The sequence below is a fragment of the Streptomyces flavidovirens DSM 40150 genome (assembly GCF_000429085.1).
Lineage (GTDB): Bacteria > Actinomycetota > Actinomycetes > Streptomycetales > Streptomycetaceae > Streptomyces > Streptomyces flavidovirens.
This window is the reverse complement of record NZ_AUBE01000008.1, coordinates 36,936-52,835: the sequence shown is the minus strand read 5'-3', so window position 1 is coordinate 52,835 and position 15,900 is coordinate 36,936. Positions and strand designations below refer to the sequence as shown.

Sequence of the window (15,900 nt, the reverse complement as noted above, 5' to 3'; positions counted from 1 at the left end):
GAGGACCACATGATCAGCCAGCAGGACGCCACGGCCGTACGCGAAGCGGGTCCGGCCACCACCCTGGTCTCCCGCATCGAGGAGTTCGCCCGCAGCACCCCCGCGGCGCCCGCCGTCCGGCACGGGGAACTGGAACTGACGTACCGGGACCTGAACCGGCAGGCCGGCCAACTCGCCCGGCAGCTCGGCCGGTTGGGGGTGCGGCGCGGTGACATGGTCGCCATGTACCTGGGGCGCTCGGTCGAGTGGGTGGTCGGCATGCTCGGCTGCCTGAAGGCGGGCGGCGTATGCATGCCGTTGGACCCGGCCGTACCGGTGGAACGGTTCGACCGGGCGATCGCTGCCGGGCGCCCCGCCGCCGTGGTGACCGCGGTCCCCGCCCGGAGCACCGGCAACCCCATGCCTCCGGCCCCCGCGGGACTGCCCGTGATCGCCCTCGACGCCGGTGCGCCGGTGCCGGCCGGGGTGGCCAGCGAGGTGCCCCCGCGTCCGGCACCGCGCCGCGAGGATCTCGCCTACGCGATGTTCACCTCCGGCTCTTCGGGCGAAGCGAAGATCGTGCTGGCCCAGCACTCCTGGCTGGCGCTCAGTGCCGCCCGCAGTGCCACCATCAACGCCACCACCGCCGCCGACCGCGGCTCCTGGCTCGGCGCGGCGGGCGCCGGGATCGCGCTGCACGAGGTCGGCGGCCTGCTCTGGCAGGGCGCGCACATCGTGATCGGTGACCACGACGTGATCGCCTCCCCGCCCGCCCTGCGGGACTGGCTGCTCGCCGAGCGGATCACCCAGAGCTTCGTGATCACCCCGGTCGGCGAGGTCCTGCAGAACCTGCCCTGGCCGCGCGACTGCGCGCTGCGCCTGCTCACCCTGGGCGGTGACCGGCTGAACCGGTGGGGGCCGGCGGATCTGCCGTTCGAGGTCGCCGTCTCGTACGGCAGCCTGGAGGCGTTCCAGATAGCCAACTCCTGCCACCCGTGGCCCCTTCGGTGCACCCCCACCACGGCCACCGACGCCGACCGCGCGAGCGCCCCGCCCGTGGGCCGCCCGATCGACGGGGTCACCGTCCACCTCCTGGAGGACGACGGCATATCACCGGTCGTCGACGGCATCGGCGAGGTGTGGATCGACTCGGACTGCCTCAGCCTCGGGTATCTGGGCGATCCGGCACAGACCGCGGACAGGTTCCGGCCCAACCCGTTCGGCGCCCCCGGCAGCCGCATCTACCGCTCCGGCGACGCGGGCCGGTTCCGTCCCGACGGGATCCTGGAGCACCACGGCCGGATCGACAACATCGTGAAGATACGCGGACACCGGGTGGAGCTCGGTGATGTCGAGTGGGCGCTCGGCCAGCACCCCGACGTCGACCAGGTCGCCGTGGTGGCGACGGTGGACGGCGACCAGCGCCGCCTCGTCGCCTGTTTCGTCGCGGCGCGGGAGGTCGCGCCGCTGGAGCTGCGCAACCACACGGTGGAGCGGCTGCCGGACTGGATGGTCCCGGTCGCCTACGTACAACTGGACGCGTTCCCGCTGAACACCTCCAACAAGATCGACCGCCGTCGGCTGCCCCCGGCGGACTGGACCCGGGGGCGCCCGTCGCGCGCCTGGCGGGCGCCCGCCCCCGGCGCGGAAACCGCACTGGCCCGCCTGTTCGCGGACCTGTTGCGGGTGGACGGGGTCGGCGCGGACGACCACTTCATGGAGCTCGGCGGCGATTCGCTGCTGCTGGCCCAGTTGCAGGGCCGGATCGAGCAGGGCCTCGGCGCCCGGATCGAGCTGCCGGACCTGATGGCCGAGCCGACCGTCAGCGGCCTGGCCCGGCTGATCCCGGCGGCCACCGCCCCCGGCACCGGGGCGGCCGCACTCCCTCCGATCGTCCCCAGGCGGCGCTGAACCCGCCCGCCCGCAGCACCCCGGCACCGCCAGGCACGACACACATCGTCGACCGACGAAATCGGCATGGAGGCAGGCATGACCACCGAGGCCGCGGACGCCACCGACCGGCTGGTAACCGCTTTCGACCACCACGACCCCGGATACACCCCGCAGACCGCGGAGCGGGTGAACAGCGAGATCCGTGAGCAGGGGGTGACCTGGTCGCCGGCGTACGGCGGAATCTGGATCCTCTCCCGGTACGCGGACGTGCGCGCCGCCCTGACGGACTGGCGCACGTACAGCTCGGCCCGCGGCGTGCACTTCCCGCGGGCCGAGGGGATGCCGATGTTCTCGCCGATCGACTACGACCCGCCGCAGCAGCGCGAGATACGTGACCGGATGGCCGGTCCGATGACCGGGGACGCGGTCGGCGCGATGGTGCCGGAACTGCGCCGGATCGTCGCCCGCCTGCTCGCGCCGGTGGTCGAGCGCGGCCACGGGGACCTGATGGCCGAATTCGCGGAGCCGTTCGCGATCGAGGTGCTGGGAGTGGCCTTCGGGCTCTCCGAAACCTGCCGCAGCCGGGTCCGCGAGGCGACGCGGACGATGTGGACGTACATCTCGACCGACCGGGACGCGAGCAAGTTCTGGCCCGCCTTCCACGCCCTGCTGGCCGAGGAGATGGACCGGGTACGGCGCCGGCCGGACGGCAGTTACCTCGCCCGGCTGGCGGCGATGCGGCGGGACGGCCGGCCGCTGCCGGACGAGGAGCTGTACTCGATCATCGTCAGCTTCTGCGTCGCCGGGCACGACAACACGATGAACTCGATCACCCGCCTGGTGCACACCCTGGCCGGGGATCCCGCCCTGCAGCGGCGGCTGCGCCGCGAGCCGCGGCTGCGCCCGGCCGTCGCGGAGGAGGCCCTGCGCCGCTGGTGCCCCACCGACCGGTTCACGCGGGTCACCACCCGTGAGGTCACCGTCGCGGGCACCGTCATTCCGGCCGGTGCCCGGGTGGTTCTGCTGTTCGACGCGGCCAACCGGGATCCGGAGAAGTTCCCGGAGCCCGACGAGTTCAACCCCGACCGCGGCAACTCCCACCAGCATCTCAGTTTCGGGCACGGCATCCACCACTGCATGGGGGTGCATCTGGCCCGGGCCGAGTTCGCCGCGGTCCTTGACGAGCTGGCCCAGCAGCCGCTGTTCGACCTGGACGAGCCCAGTGAACTGCATTTCGAGAACGGTCGGCACATCATGTTCGACCGGGTGTCGGTGCGGTTCCGCACCGGGGAGGAGCGCTGAAGTGTTCACCGAGTCAAGCGCCGAGACGAGCACCGAGACGAGTACCGGCGACCCGCAGCCGACCCTGTTGATCGACCTGGCGACCGGTCTGTGGAAGGCACAGACCCTGACGGCGGCCATCGAGACGGGGGTCTTCGAGGCCCTGGCCGCCGGCGCGTCCAGTGCTCCCGAACTGGCCGGAAGGCTCGGCCTCGGCGAGCGGCCGGCCGAGATCCTGCTGACCGCGTGCACGGCGCTGGGACTGCTGGAACAGCGGGACGGGCGCTACCGCAACACCGCCGTGGCCGACCACTACCTGGTGCCCGGCCTGCCCGACTACTTCGGCGGCTATGTGCAGATGGTGGCCCAGTACACCGCGCCCGGCTGGATGCGCGCGACCGAGGCCGTACGTACCGACGCACCCACCAAGCCGGTGCCCGACCCGGACCGGAACATGTTCGAGGAGGGCAACCGGCCGAAGTCCTTCTGGGACGGGCTCTTCGCCTTCTCCACCCTGACCGCCCGCCAGATGGCTGCGGCGGTCGACTTCTCCGGTGTACGCCGGATCATGGACGTCGGCGGCGGCGCGGGGGCCACTTTGATCGAGCTCTGCCGGCAGCACCCGCACTTGAGCGGCACCGTCGTCGACCTGCCGCACGTGTGCGCACTCGCCCGGGAGCGCATCGACGCGGCCGGGATGAGCGGACGGATCAGCACGGCGGCGGCCGACTTCTTCGCCGATCCGCTGCCGACCGGGCACGACGCCGTACTGCTGTCGATGATCATGCACGACTGGGACGAGAACCAGAACCGCAAGCTCCTTGCCTCCTGCCTGGACACGCTGCCCTCCGGCGGCACCGTACTGATCAGTGAACTGCTGGTGGACGACGACAAGTCGGGCCCGGTGGACGCAGCGCTGATGAGCATGAACATGCTGGTGGGCACCTGGGGGCGGAACTACACGGGGGCCGAGTACGCCGGCTGGCTTCGCGACGCCGGCTGCGACCGGGTGCGCACGGTCCGGTTCGACTCGCCGGGGGCGAACGGCGTGGTGAGGGGAGAGAAGGCGTGATGGAACCTCAGCAGCGACGCTGGTTCCTGCGCGAGCCGTCGCCCGATGCCCGGATGCTTCTGCTGTGCATGCCCTACTCCGGGTGCGGTGCCTCAATGTTCCGGGCCTGGCCCGCCACCATCGGTGACGCGGAGGTGGTCCCGCTGCAACTGCCGTGGCGGGAGAACCGGATGCGCGAGACGCACTTCGGCACCTACGAGGAGCTTGCCGGGGCTCTGCTGGACGACGTCGGGGAAGTGCTGACCGCTCGCCCGTACGCACTGTTCGGACACTGCGGAGGGGCCCTGCCGGCGTTCGAGACGGTGCTCGGGATCGCGGAGCGCGGCCTGCCGGCACCGGTGCGGTATTTCGCGTCGAGTCAGGTGGCACCGCAGGACGGTCCCTGGGGCCGTTTCCTCGGCCTGGACGACCAGGGGCTGCGCGACGAGATCGCCGGGCTGCTGACCGCGATGGGGGCGGCCGCTTCCGCGGACGAGCTCGTCGACCTGTTCGTCGACGTGATGCAGGCCGACCTGGAAGCCAACCGGAAGTACTTCCGCCCGGCCGGCACCGTGCCCTGCCCGATCACCGCGCTGGGCTGGGACAACGACGTCGAGGTGCCGCACCACCTGATGGGCGGCTGGCAGGCCTGGGCGCCCACCGAGAAGGTGGTCCTGCCGGGGACCCACTACAGCTTCCTGGACGCGCCGCCCGAGCTGGTCCGGGTGCTGGCGGACCGGCTCACCGCGGATTCCGGTCCACGGGAGCCGTAATCCGGCGTCAAGACGGAACCGGTACGCAGTATTCGTAGTATTTCGTTGACTCTCATGCTGCCTGCTGGGTAAGGCTGTACATCATCTGTCGTGTTTTGCATGCTGACTTGGAGGACAGTGGCATGAGTCAACAGAGCGAGTTGCTTCGTCGACTGCGCCAGCTCCCGGAGGAGCGCCGGGACGCGCTGTTGGCTCGGCTGGAGGATGTCTCCGCGGGGGCCCGGTCCGCCCCGCTGTCGTACCGGCAGGAACAGCTATGGCTGTTTGACCGGTTCGCCCCCAGCAGCCTGGCCTACGGGCTCGGCTTCGCCTTCCCGATCGAGGGCCGGCTCGACCCGGAGGCGCTGCGCGCGGCGCTGGCCGATCTGCTGCAGCGCTACACCGTGCTGCGCTCGACGTTCCCCGACGAGGACACCCGCGGCACCCAGCAGGTGAAGTCGGTGCCCGAGGTACGGCTGGAGGTCGAGGACGTTCCCGACGGCCGGCTGCGCCCGCGCGCCGACGAGGTGGTGCAGGGCGAGCTGCGCCGCGGACTGGACCTCAACTCCGGCCCGATGGTCCGCTTCCGGCTGCTGCGGGCCACCCCCGAGCAGCACCTGCTGGTGCTGACCAGCCACTACATCGTCCTGGACCCGCGCTCCGCGCGGGTGCTCCAGAGCGACCTTGCCCACGCCTACCGCGCCCGAATAGGCGGCGAGGCGCCGAAGTGGGCGCGGGAGCCGGTGGACTTCGGCGCTTACGCGAGCTGGCAACGGGACTGGTGCGAGCAGGACGGCGCCCGCGAGGCCACCGAGTACTGGCGCGGCGCCCTGGCCGGCTGGGAGGGCACGGAGCTGCCCACCGACTCCCCCCGTCCGCGGCTGATCGACCTGAGCAGCGACGTGGTCCGGCTGCCGCTGCCGCTCGAACTCGCGGCAGCGGCCGACGACTTGGCCAAGGACGATGCCGAGCGGCAGGATGTCCTGCTGGCCGCCTTCCTGGTCCTGATCGCCCGGCACACCGCCCGCGGGGACCTCACCGTCGGTCTGCCGTACGACGTCACGGGCCCGTACGACGCCGGCCGGCTGGTCGGCGACATCGGAAACCTGCTGCCGCTGCGGGTCGAACTGGACGAGGCGGACAGCTTCGCCGCCGTGGTGGCCCGCGTGCGCGACGCCCGCCGGGACGGCAAGGAGCACTCCACCCTGCCGTTCAAGCTGATCCTGGACGCCCTCGGGGTGGAACCGGACGCCGGCCGGCTGCCCCTGGTCCAGATCGGCTTCACCACCACCGGCGAGAGCACCGGACCGGTCGAGGCGGACGGGGTGCGGATCGGCTGCGAGCAGGTCGACGCCGGTGCCGGGACGTTCGAGCTGGCGCTGGAGGTCGGCGACGGCGAGCAGCCCACCGTGGCGGTACGGTTCGCCACCTCGCTGTACCGGCGAGCCACGGCCGCCCGCCTCCTGGACCGCTTCCTGCAGACCCTGGGCGCGCTCTGCGAGCAGCCGGAACGGCCGTGGGGAGACGCCCCGCTGGGCACTGCGCAGGAACGCGCACAGGTGCTTGAGCACTGGAACGCGCCGATCGGCGCGCCGCTCGAAACCCCGCTGCACGAACTGTTCGCAGAGGTCGTCGCGGCCGCCCCGGACAACACCGCGCTGGTCTGGCAGGGCGGCACTTTGACCTACGGCGGTCTCGACGCCTGGTCCCGGCGGATCGCAGCGCGACTGGTGGCCGCCGGAGTCGGCCTCGGTGACCTCGTGCCGGTGGTGATGGAGCGGGGCCCGGCGCTGCTCGCCGCCGTACTCGGTGTGCTGCGCGCCGGTGGCGCCTACGTACCGGTGGACGTCGGTCAGCCCGACGAGCGGCTGGCGATGATCCTGGAGGACACCGGGGCCCGGACCGTGCTGGTCTCCCCCGGCACGGCGGACCGGGTGCCGCAGCCGCTGCGCGTGGTCCTCGGCCCCGGCCCGCAGGACGAACCTGCGACCGATGAGCAGCATGCCCCGGTCGTCGTGCCGCCCGCCTCCGCGGCGTACGTCATCTACACCTCGGGGTCCACCGGCCGGCCCAAGGGCGTGGTGGTCGAGCACCGCAACGCGGCCAACTTCACCCGCACCGTACGGGAGATGTTCGCTCTCACCCCCGAGGACCGGGTCCTGCACTTCGCCTCGCCCGGCTTCGACGTCTCGGTGTTCGAGATCTTCGGCACGCTGCTCAGCGGCGCCGCCCTGTACGTCATGGACGAGGACCAGCGGCGCTCCGTGGACGCCCTCGACGCGGTGCTGCGCGAGCAGCGGATCACCGTCATCGACCTGCCCCCGGCGATCATGGAACTGCTCGACCCGGAGGGCTACCCCGATCTGCGGGTGGCGTTCGTGGGAGGCGAGGCGTTCACCGGTGAGCTGACCACCCGGTGGGCCCGTGGCCGGGGCTTCTGGAACGGCTACGGCCCGACGGAGACCACGGTGACCGTGGTGGCCAAGCGGTGCGAGGGCGAGTGGACCTCCTCGCCGCCGATCGGCCGGGCGATGGCCAACCACCGCGCCTACGTGGTGGACGGTGCCGGTTCGGGTGTGCTCCCGCCCGGCGCGGTCGGTGAACTCGCCATCGCCGGACTGGGGGTGGCACGCGGTTACCTGGGGCGGCCCGACCTGACCGCCGACCGGTTCCGGCCCGACCCGGACGGCCCGCCCGGCTCGCGCCGCTACCTCACCGGTGACCTGGCCGTCTGGGACGAGGCCGGGGACCTGTGCTTCGTCGGCAGAGCCGACCGGCAGGTCAAGGTCCGTGGCGTACGGATCGAGCTGGGCGAGGTGGAGGCCGCGCTGCAGGCCGTGGACGGGGTCGCCCGGGCGGTGGCGGAGGTGGCCGCAGACCCGCGCACCGGCGCCCTGCTGATGGCGTACGTGGTGCCGGAGCGGCCCGGCGAGCTGCAGCTCGACACGGTCCGCTCCGCGGTGGCCGGCCGGCTGCCGTCCGCGATGGTGCCTTCCGTGCTGGTGCCGCTGGAGGCGGTCCCGCTCACCCCGAGCGGCAAGATCGACCGGCGGCGGCTGCCTGCCGTGGAGTTCGCCGCGGTGGACGAACTCTCGGACGTCGACGAGGAGAACAGCACGCCCACGGAGCGCACCATGCGCAAGGAGGTGTTCGCCCCGCTGCTGGGCGCCCGTGTCGGCAACCACGTGAACTTCTTCGCGGCGGGCGGCACCAGTCTGCAGGCCATCCAGTTGTCCTCCCGCGTGAACGCGGTGTTCGGGGTGGCACTGCCGATCGCCGACTTCTTCGCCACCCCCACCGTGGCCGGTCTGTCCGCGCTCGTCGATGCGGCGACCACGGGTCAGGGGGCGCAGCGGGACGCGCTGGCGGAGGCACTGGAACTGGTGGAGGGGCGCAGCGACGACGAGATCGCCGAGCTGGCCGCCGAACTGGACGAGGAGGGGGCGCGATGAGCGCGGGCACCCCCACGAAGGCGCCCGCGGACATCAAACCGGTGAGCTTCGCCGCGGACTCGCTCTGGGTGCGCCGGGTGCCCGGGAAGGACGTCCGGGTGCGGCTGATCTGTCTGCCGTTCGCCGGTGGCGGCGCGTCCGTGTACCAGCGGATGGCGGCGCTGATGCCCTCCTGGGTGGAGACGCTGGCGGTGCAGTTGCCCGGCCGCGAGGACCGGTCCCGTGAGGAGCCGCCGGCCCGCATCGACGCGCTGGTCACCGCCTGCGCGATCGCCCTGCGCCCGTACACGGCCATGCCGTACGTGCTGTACGGGCACTGCGCGGGCGGGCTGCTGGCGTACGAGATCGCGCACGAGATGGGCCGCCGGTTCGGGACCTGGCCGCAGCGGCTGATCGTCGGTGAGCAGCCCGCCCCGCAGGCACCGCCGCCCGCGGAGCCGCTGCACCGGCTGTCGGACGAGGACCTGCTGGCCGCCGTGAACGAGCGCGGCGGACTGCCGGAGGCGGTGGCCCGCAACGCGCAGTTGCTGGAGTTCCTGCTGCCGGTGCTGCGCGCCGATTTCGAGCTCTGGGAGAACTACCGGCACCGGCCGCGTCCCCCGCTGCCGGTGCCGATCACCACGGTTCGCGGCCTGACCGGTTCGGTGGACGAGACCGCTCTGGCCGGCTGGGCCGAGCAGACCGATGTGGGCCGCACCGGCGTGAGCGTCGAGGGCGGTCACTACTTCGTCGTCGGACTGACTCCGGAGGCGGCCCGCGAGATCAGTGGGCAGTTGCCCACCGGAGCGCCGGCCGCCCCTGCCGGATCGCTGACTGCCCCGGATGGAAGGACACTCGCGTGAGTATCACCGCCGGCACCTCCGCCACCGCCGACACCGCTGCCCCCGCCACGGCAGCCACACCGTTCTCCCTGGAAGCCATCGCCGGGATCGCCGCCGGTGCCCCGGGCGTCCGGGAGGCCGCCGCCGTGTACGACCGCCGGCTGCGCGCTCCCGGCGCGAACCGGGCGGCATCCGGGCCCGGCACCGGCGGCGTACCCGCCGGCACCGACGTCCCCGCCGACCGGCCGGCGCTGGTCCACGGCCCCGAGCCGGTCCTGCCGCCGGACGCGGTGGCGACGCTGCCGCAGGCGCTGGCCCGGGCCGCGCGGGTGGCCCCCGGCCGCGGCACCACCTATCTGCTGCCGGACGGCAGCACCGACCGGCAGACGTACGCCGAGCTGTACGAAGAGGCCCGCCGCATGCTGGGCGGACTGCGACGCCACGGCCTGGCTCCGGGTGACACCGTGCTGTTGCAGTGCGCCGACAGCCGGACCTTCGTCACCGCCTGGTGGGCCTGCGTACTGGGCGGATTCCTGCCCACCCCGGTGGCCCCCGCGCCGGAGTACGCCACGGACAACGCCGCGGTGCGCAAGCTCGTCGCGGCCTGGGGGCTGCTCGGCCGCCCGCCGGTGATCGCCGATCCCGGACTGCTCGAAGGGGTACGTTCACTGGCCGGCCGGCTGCCCGGCGGCGAGGCCCTGCGGGTGCTGGCCGCCGACACGCTGCTCGACCCGGAACCGGCCGACTGGACGGTCCCCGACCCGGACGCGCTGATCGTCAACCTGCTGACCTCGGGCAGCACCGGCACGCCCAAGTGCGTGCAGCACCGCCATCGCACCATCGTCGCCAGGAGCTACGCGGCGATCGCCGCGAACGGCTTCACAGAGCACGACGTCTCGCTGAACTGGATGCCGCTGGACCACGTCGGCGGCATGATCATGTTCAACGTCCGGGACGTGTTCCTGACCTGTGAGCACGTCAATGTGCGGACGGAGTCGGTGATCCGCAGACCGCTGCTGTGGCTGGACTGTCTGGACCGGTTCCGGGCCACCAGTACTTGGGCGCCGAATTTCGCGTTCTCGCTGGTGTGTCAGCGCGCGGAGGAGATCGCCGCCGGATCGTGGGACCTGAGCCGCCTGACCAACATCTGCAACGCCGGTGAGGCCGTGGTCGCCCGTACCGCCCGCCGCTTCGTGGAACTGCTCGCCCCGCACGCTCTGCCCGCCGACGCCATGGTGCCCTGCTGGGGAATGTCGGAGACCTCGTCCGGGGTGACGTACACCCGCATGCACCGTGACGACCCGGCGGCCGGCACCATCTCCCTGGAACCCGCCTCGCTGGACGGCGGACTGCGCGAGCTGCCCGTGGGCACGCCGGGCGCGGTGGTGGTGACGGAGGTCGGCGCCCCGGTGCCCGGCGTGGCGCTGCGGATCGTGGACCCGAAGGGCGAGGTGCTCCCCGAGGGCCGGGTCGGCCGGCTGCACGTGTCCGGCCGCACCCTGCTGAACGGTTACGCCCACAACGAGCGGGCCAACCTGGAGAGTTTCACCGGCGACGGCTGGTTCGACACCGGTGACCTGGGGTTCCTGCGCGACGGCAGGCTGTTCCTCACCGGCCGGCAGAAGAACATGGTGATCGTCAACGGGGCCAACTTCCCCGCACACGAGATCGAAGCGGTGGTGGAGCAGGTCCCGGGCGTGCTGCCCGCCTGCTCCGCGGTGGCCGGGGTGCCCGACGAGGACACCGGCACCGACGCCTTGGTGGTCTTCTTCGTGCCCGACACCGACGACGTGCCCGCCCTGGTGGACGCCATCCGTTCCGCCCTTGCCCGCGACCTGGCCCTGCGCCCGGCCGATCTGGTGCCGGTGACGGGCCAGGAGTTCCCCCGGCAGAACGGCGGGAAGGTGCAGCGCGAGCGACTGCTCGAAGGCTGGCGCGACGGGCGGTTCGACGATCGGTGTTACGGCGGTGAGGCGGACGGCGCCGTCCCGGACGGCCCGTCGGGCGACGAGGCCGGTATCCCAGCACTGGCGGTCGCCTGGGAACCGGCCGGGACGCCGCTGCGGCAGCGGCCGGCCGGTCCCCTGGTGGCCATGGTCAGCGGTACCGCCCCCGACTGGCTGGACGGGCTGGCCGATGTTCAGGTCCCGGTCGGCGCGGACCCCGTGGAGCTCGTCCGAGCCCTGGAGCAGGCCTTCGAAGGAGTCGGCGGGCAGCTCACGGACGACCGGGCCGGGGAGGACCGCGGCCTCGTGCCGCAGGTTTTGTTCGTGGCCGCCGGGGACCCCGCGGCGGCGCCCGCCGATGGAGACACCGGTGTGCCGGCGCAGTTCCTCGCCGTGGCTTCGGCTTTGTCGCGGGTACGTCCCGATGCCGAGCTCACCGTATTCACGCGGGGCGCCGCGCAGGCGGCACCCGGTGACCTGGTGGTGCCGGGGCGGGCGGGGCTGACCGCGCTGGTGCGTACCGCGCGCTCGGAGCGGCTGCTCGCCCGTACCGCGATGATCGACGCCCCGGCGGACGCCGACGCGGCCGCACTGGCCGCGCTGGCGGGCCGTCAGCACGACAGTGACGTGGTCGCCGTGCGCGACGGCAAACCGCTGCAACAGCGGCTGCGCACCGTGCCGTTGCCGGAGGTCTTCGACGTACCCACCGATGTGCTGCCCCGTGGCGGGACCTGTCTGCTCACCGGCGGTCTCGGCGGCCTGGGACGGACCGCGGCAGAGCACCTGGTGGTGGCGCACGGGGCTCGGCTGCTGATCGTCGGGCGGACGCCGGAGGCGCAGCTGGACACCGAGGCGCGGGACGCTCTGGAGATTCTGTCCGCGGTCGGTGAGGTCCGTTACCGAGCCGCCGATGTCGCGGATCCCGACGCGCTGGCCCGTGAGGTGGTGGAGGCGGAGTCGTCCTGGGGCCGTGGGCTCGACCTGGTGTTGCACCTGGCGGGGGCCGCGGTCGCGGCGCAGTGGGAGTCCTTGTCGGAGCACGAGCTGCGGTCGGAGTCCGTGCAGTGGCTGGACCGGATGCTGCGCCCGAAGGCCGGTGGCTGTGTGGCCGTGGACAGGCTGCTGGCCACTCGGCCGGACACCGTGGTGGTGCTGTTCTCGTCCGTGAACGGGTTGTTCGGCGGCACCGGATTCGGTGCCTATGCGGCGGCCAACGCGGTGTTGGACGGCTGGGCCCAGCGCTGGGCCGCAACGGGCCGGCGGGCGCAGAGTCTGGCCTGGAGCATGTGGGACGGTCCTGGGATGAACCAGGGCAGTCCGCTGGTCGCGGCGGCCCGGCATCGCGGGTTGACGCTGATCGATCCGGCCCGTGGCACGCTGGCGCTGCTGGGTGCCCTGCGGGCCGGGCCGGTGCATCTGCTGATCGGTGCGGACCCGGCGAACGAGCAGATCAAGATGCTCCTGGCGGCGGACCAACTGCGCGGCGGCACCATCGCCGTGGCAGTGGTGCCGGAACCGGGCGAGGACCCTCAGCGCGTGCGGGCCGCTGTGTCCGCCCAACTGGCCGGTCAGGGGATTTTCGCCCGGGTGGTGGTGACCTCGCGGATCGAGCGGGACGGCAGTGGCTCCCCCGACCCGGCGGCCGTGCTGGCAGCTCTCGGCGCGGGCGGTGCCGGCTATGTGGCACCTGACGGGCAGCTGGAGGTGCTGGTGGCGAAGGCCGCGGCCGAGGTGCTCGGGGTCTCCCAAGTGGGCCGGGACGAATCGTTCTTCAGCCTGGGGTGCGACTCGATCAGGGCGGTGCAGCTCGCAGAGGCGCTGAGCAACCAACTGGGCGACCGGGTCACTGTGGGCTCGCTCTACGAGTCACCGACGGTCCGTTCTCTGGCGGCCGGGATCGCCGGCTGAGCAAGGGTGTACCTCCCGGGGCAGTGGTACTGCCCCAGGGAGGTACATCCAGCACGAAGATCCCCCGTACTCCATCAGCAGCACCTGAATTCTGCCGATGGGCACTTGTTCCTGCCGTCTGCGCGCCGACGCCTTACTCGGGTTCCTAGCCGCGCCGCCTTCGGGGGCTCGACTTCGGTTCCTCCAGGTGACCCAGACGACGCAGCCTGTCCACCCATGCCTGCGCGGTGTAGCGGGGAACGTCGTAGTGCTGCGCCACCTTCCCCACACTCCTGAGCTTGAGGAAGACTGCCTTCACCTCATCCGCGTCGGGCATCTTGCGGTAGGGGCGTTCTGCCTTCTCTGCGACCGGAGGGGCAGACACTGCCGCACGCTTGTGGCTCTCCGGTTCGTCCTTGGAGCGGGAAGACGGGCCGGCAACCCCGCTCATCGCCTGAGCCAGCATCTCGAAGTCGATGTCGAGTGCGGCTCGTGGGGAAACCCCACCTTCTTCCGAGGCCCGGACGATCAGCTCAACTATGCGCGGTGCCCCACCGGGAACGCTCATCATCACTGCGGTGATCGTTGCCGGTTCCTCTTCGGCGCCCGCACCTGACGCTTCGACTGTGATGGTCCATTTCACGCCACACCTGCAATCATGATCCCTCCGATCGTCACTCGTGCGACACGAGGGTCCTTCATAGAGTCACGCACGAGCGTGTCAACTATAGCCACCTTCTATGGAAAAAAGCTACGACCAGTCGACGAATGACTCACAAAGAGTCCACTGATCCGCTAGTATCCGCTCCCCACACACACGGCAGGGCTGACGTGTTCCCGTCCGGCGAGATGAGTCACTCGGACGTGTCCGTGCCGTGATGGCCCGGTTGTCCGGGTTGGAGACGAGATGATCAAGCTTCTCGACTTGGCCTAAAGCGCTTTCCTTGACGGTGTCGTGGGCGCCCCCTCTCTGTCACCTCAGGGTGAGACGTCCGGCTTCGGCGGGGGTTGGGCGTGAGAGGGCACGACAGGATCGCTGCGTCATCATCACGACATCTTCAGCCGCCGCATCGCCGGCCAGACCGTCGAGTGCGCCGAATCAGCCGACCGGGCAGACGGGTTACACGACACTTGCTCGTACACTACAAGTGTGGTCTGTCAGTGAAGCCTCTGCTAGAGAGTAGGCGACATGCGCCAGGAACGAACAACGGGACCCTACGTACCGGCGGTAATGGCATGACCAACCTTTTCGCCGTCAGTGACCTGCATGTTCAGTACCCGGAAAATCGCAGGATAGCCGAGGAGCTGCAACCGGAGTCGGACGGTGACTGGCTCCTGGTCGCCGGGGACGTCGGTGAAATGACTGCAGACATCATCGATACGATGAAGATTCTGCGCGATCGCTTCGGCACCGTGGTCTGGGCGCCCGGAAACCACGAACTGTGGACTCCGCCGGGTGACCCGGTCCAACTCCGCGGCGAGGCACGCTACTTGTACCTGGTCGACGTGATGCGCGGCATGGGGGTGCTGACCCCCGAGGACCCGTACCCGCTCTGGGAAGGCCCGGCAGGGCCGGTGGCGGTGGCCCCGCTGTTCGTCCTGTACGACTACACGTTCCGGCCTCCGGGTACTCGCACCAAGGAGGAGGCGCTGAATGCCGCCTACCAGGCGGGTGTGGTCTGTTCCGACGAGTACCTGTTGCATTCTAACCCGTACCCCAGCCGTGACGCCTGGTGCAGGGCCCGGCTGGAGTACACGCGCGGGAGACTGGACGCGATCGATCCCGCGCTGCCCACCATCCTTGTCAACCACTTCCCGCTGGTCCGCGAGCCCACCCGAATACTGCGCTATCCGGAGTTCGCGCAGTGGTGCGGGACGGAGGAGACTGCGGACTGGCATGTGCGTTACCGCGCGGTGAGCGTCATATACGGGCATCTCCACATCCCCCGCACCATTGAGTGCGACGGGGTGCCGCATCGTGAGGTCTCACTCGGTTACCCGCGGGAGTGGCGCCGTCGTCCCGCGCCTCCGCAGGGGCTGGCGCGCATTGTTCCCGCTTCCCTGATGGAGAGTTCCGCGTGACTGTCACCTCTGTTACGGGCCGGCTGCTCAAAGGGGTGCTTCCGCCGGAGATCGCCCTGGAGGAACTGTTCGCCGACCCCTATGTCGAGCTGTTCCCGGAAGAAGCCGAGCTGGTGGCCGCCTCCGACGCCAAGCGACAGAGAGAGTTCGCCACCGTGAGACTCTGCGCGCGCAGGGCACTCGTGCGGCTGGGAATCGAACCTGGCCCGATCGTGCCCGCTTCGGACGGCCCGCCCTGGGCCGGCCGGGCCCCGCGCTGGCCCGACGGCGTCGTGGGCAGCATGACGCATTGCGAGGGTTACCGGGCGGCGGCGGTGGCGCGCCGGGGAGCGGTCGCCTCGGTCGGCGTGGACGCCGAGCCGAACGCGCCGCTCCCCGCGAACGTCGCGGACACGGTGATGCTGCCGGAAGAGCAGGACACGGTTTCCCGGCTCTCCGTGCTCCATCCCGAAGTCGCCTGGGACCGTTTGATGTTCAGCGCGAAGGAGAGTGTCTTCAAGGCGTGGTATCCCCTCACCCGAAGATGGCTCGACTTCCCGGAGTGTGTGATCACTCCAGACCCCCACCTCGGTACCTTTACCGGAACCCTGCGCGTGCCCGGGCCCGTGGTGGCCGGCGAGCGCATCGACCGGTTCACCGGACTGTGGCGAACCTCGACCGGACCGGGGAAAGGCCACCTGGCCACAGCGGTTGCCGTTCCGGCGCGCGGAGTTGAGGGTGCGTCTGGAGACGGCCGGGAGTGACCTGGAGCGTTCG

10 protein-coding genes are annotated in these 15,900 nt (G+C 71.3%); 9 read left to right on the top strand and 1 reads right to left on the bottom strand.

The features are described 5' to 3' along the window. Positions 1-9: 9 nt before the first annotated feature. The 7 genes from G412_RS34585 to G412_RS0115170 all read left to right on the top strand — a co-directional run bounded on the left by G412_RS34585 (position 10) and on the right by G412_RS0115170 (position 13,083). Positions 10-1,890, top strand: coding sequence for a non-ribosomal peptide synthetase (locus tag G412_RS34585; RefSeq protein WP_051338374.1), 1,881 nt, complete (start codon positions 10-12; stop codon positions 1,888-1,890). A gap of 78 nt (positions 1,891-1,968) precedes the next feature. Continuing rightward, entirely contained in the window at positions 1,969-3,174 is a 1,206-nt protein-coding gene (locus G412_RS0115195) for a cytochrome P450 (RefSeq protein WP_028812834.1), read from the top strand. A 1-nt stretch (position 3,175) separates the two neighbouring features. Further along, on the top strand, positions 3,176-4,225 hold the full coding sequence (locus G412_RS0115190; RefSeq protein ID WP_244283008.1) for a methyltransferase: 1,050 nt from the start codon (positions 3,176-3,178) through the stop codon (positions 4,223-4,225). Continuing rightward, on the top strand, positions 4,225-4,977 hold the full coding sequence (locus G412_RS0115185) for a thioesterase II family protein (RefSeq protein ID WP_028812832.1): 753 nt from the start codon (positions 4,225-4,227) through the stop codon (positions 4,975-4,977). Before G412_RS0115190 ends, G412_RS0115185 begins: the two co-directional genes overlap by 1 nt. A 122-nt stretch (positions 4,978-5,099) precedes the next feature. Further along, positions 5,100-8,408 (top strand): non-ribosomal peptide synthetase, encoded by a 3,309-nt coding sequence (locus G412_RS0115180; protein WP_078606993.1) that lies wholly within the window; start codon positions 5,100-5,102, stop codon positions 8,406-8,408. Further along, on the top strand, positions 8,405-9,250 hold the full coding sequence (locus G412_RS34580; protein WP_051338373.1) for a thioesterase II family protein: 846 nt from the start codon (positions 8,405-8,407) through the stop codon (positions 9,248-9,250). The genes G412_RS0115180 and G412_RS34580 overlap by 4 nt, the downstream gene beginning before the upstream one ends. Next, positions 9,247-13,083 (top strand): SDR family NAD(P)-dependent oxidoreductase, encoded by a 3,837-nt coding sequence (locus G412_RS0115170; protein WP_208857881.1) that lies wholly within the window; start codon positions 9,247-9,249, stop codon positions 13,081-13,083. The genes G412_RS34580 and G412_RS0115170 overlap by 4 nt, the downstream gene beginning before the upstream one ends. Positions 13,084-13,228: 145 nt before the next feature. Here G412_RS0115170 and G412_RS40500 read toward each other — a convergent pair whose 3' ends face one another. Next, entirely contained in the window at positions 13,229-13,705 is a 477-nt protein-coding gene (locus G412_RS40500) for a hypothetical protein (RefSeq protein ID WP_208857880.1), read from the bottom strand. Positions 13,706-14,298: 593 nt separating this feature from the next. Here G412_RS40500 and G412_RS0115160 point away from each other — a divergent pair. Next, positions 14,299-15,144 (top strand): metallophosphoesterase family protein, encoded by an 846-nt coding sequence (locus tag G412_RS0115160; RefSeq protein ID WP_028812829.1) that lies wholly within the window; start codon positions 14,299-14,301, stop codon positions 15,142-15,144. Positions 15,145-15,167: 23 nt separating this feature from the next. Continuing rightward, positions 15,168-15,887, top strand: a complete 720-nt coding sequence (locus tag G412_RS34570) for a 4'-phosphopantetheinyl transferase family protein (RefSeq protein WP_051338398.1) — start codon at positions 15,168-15,170, stop codon at positions 15,885-15,887. Positions 15,888-15,900: the final 13 nt, after the last annotated feature.

What these genes read in the sequence shown, in the direction of transcription:
- G412_RS34585 (WP_051338374.1), top strand. Translation starts at nt 10, where the DNA reads ATGATCAGCCAGCAGGACGCCACGGCCGTACGCGAAGCGGGTCCGGCC.
- G412_RS0115195 (WP_028812834.1), top strand. Translation starts at nt 1,969, where the DNA reads ATGACCACCGAGGCCGCGGACGCCACCGACCGGCTGGTAACCGCTTTC.
- G412_RS0115185 (WP_028812832.1), top strand. Translation starts at nt 4,225, where the DNA reads ATGGAACCTCAGCAGCGACGCTGGTTCCTGCGCGAGCCGTCGCCCGAT.
- G412_RS0115180 (WP_078606993.1), top strand. Translation starts at nt 5,100, where the DNA reads ATGAGTCAACAGAGCGAGTTGCTTCGTCGACTGCGCCAGCTCCCGGAG.
- G412_RS34580 (WP_051338373.1), top strand. Translation starts at nt 8,405, where the DNA reads ATGAGCGCGGGCACCCCCACGAAGGCGCCCGCGGACATCAAACCGGTG.
- G412_RS0115160 (WP_028812829.1), top strand. Translation starts at nt 14,299, where the DNA reads ATGACCAACCTTTTCGCCGTCAGTGACCTGCATGTTCAGTACCCGGAA.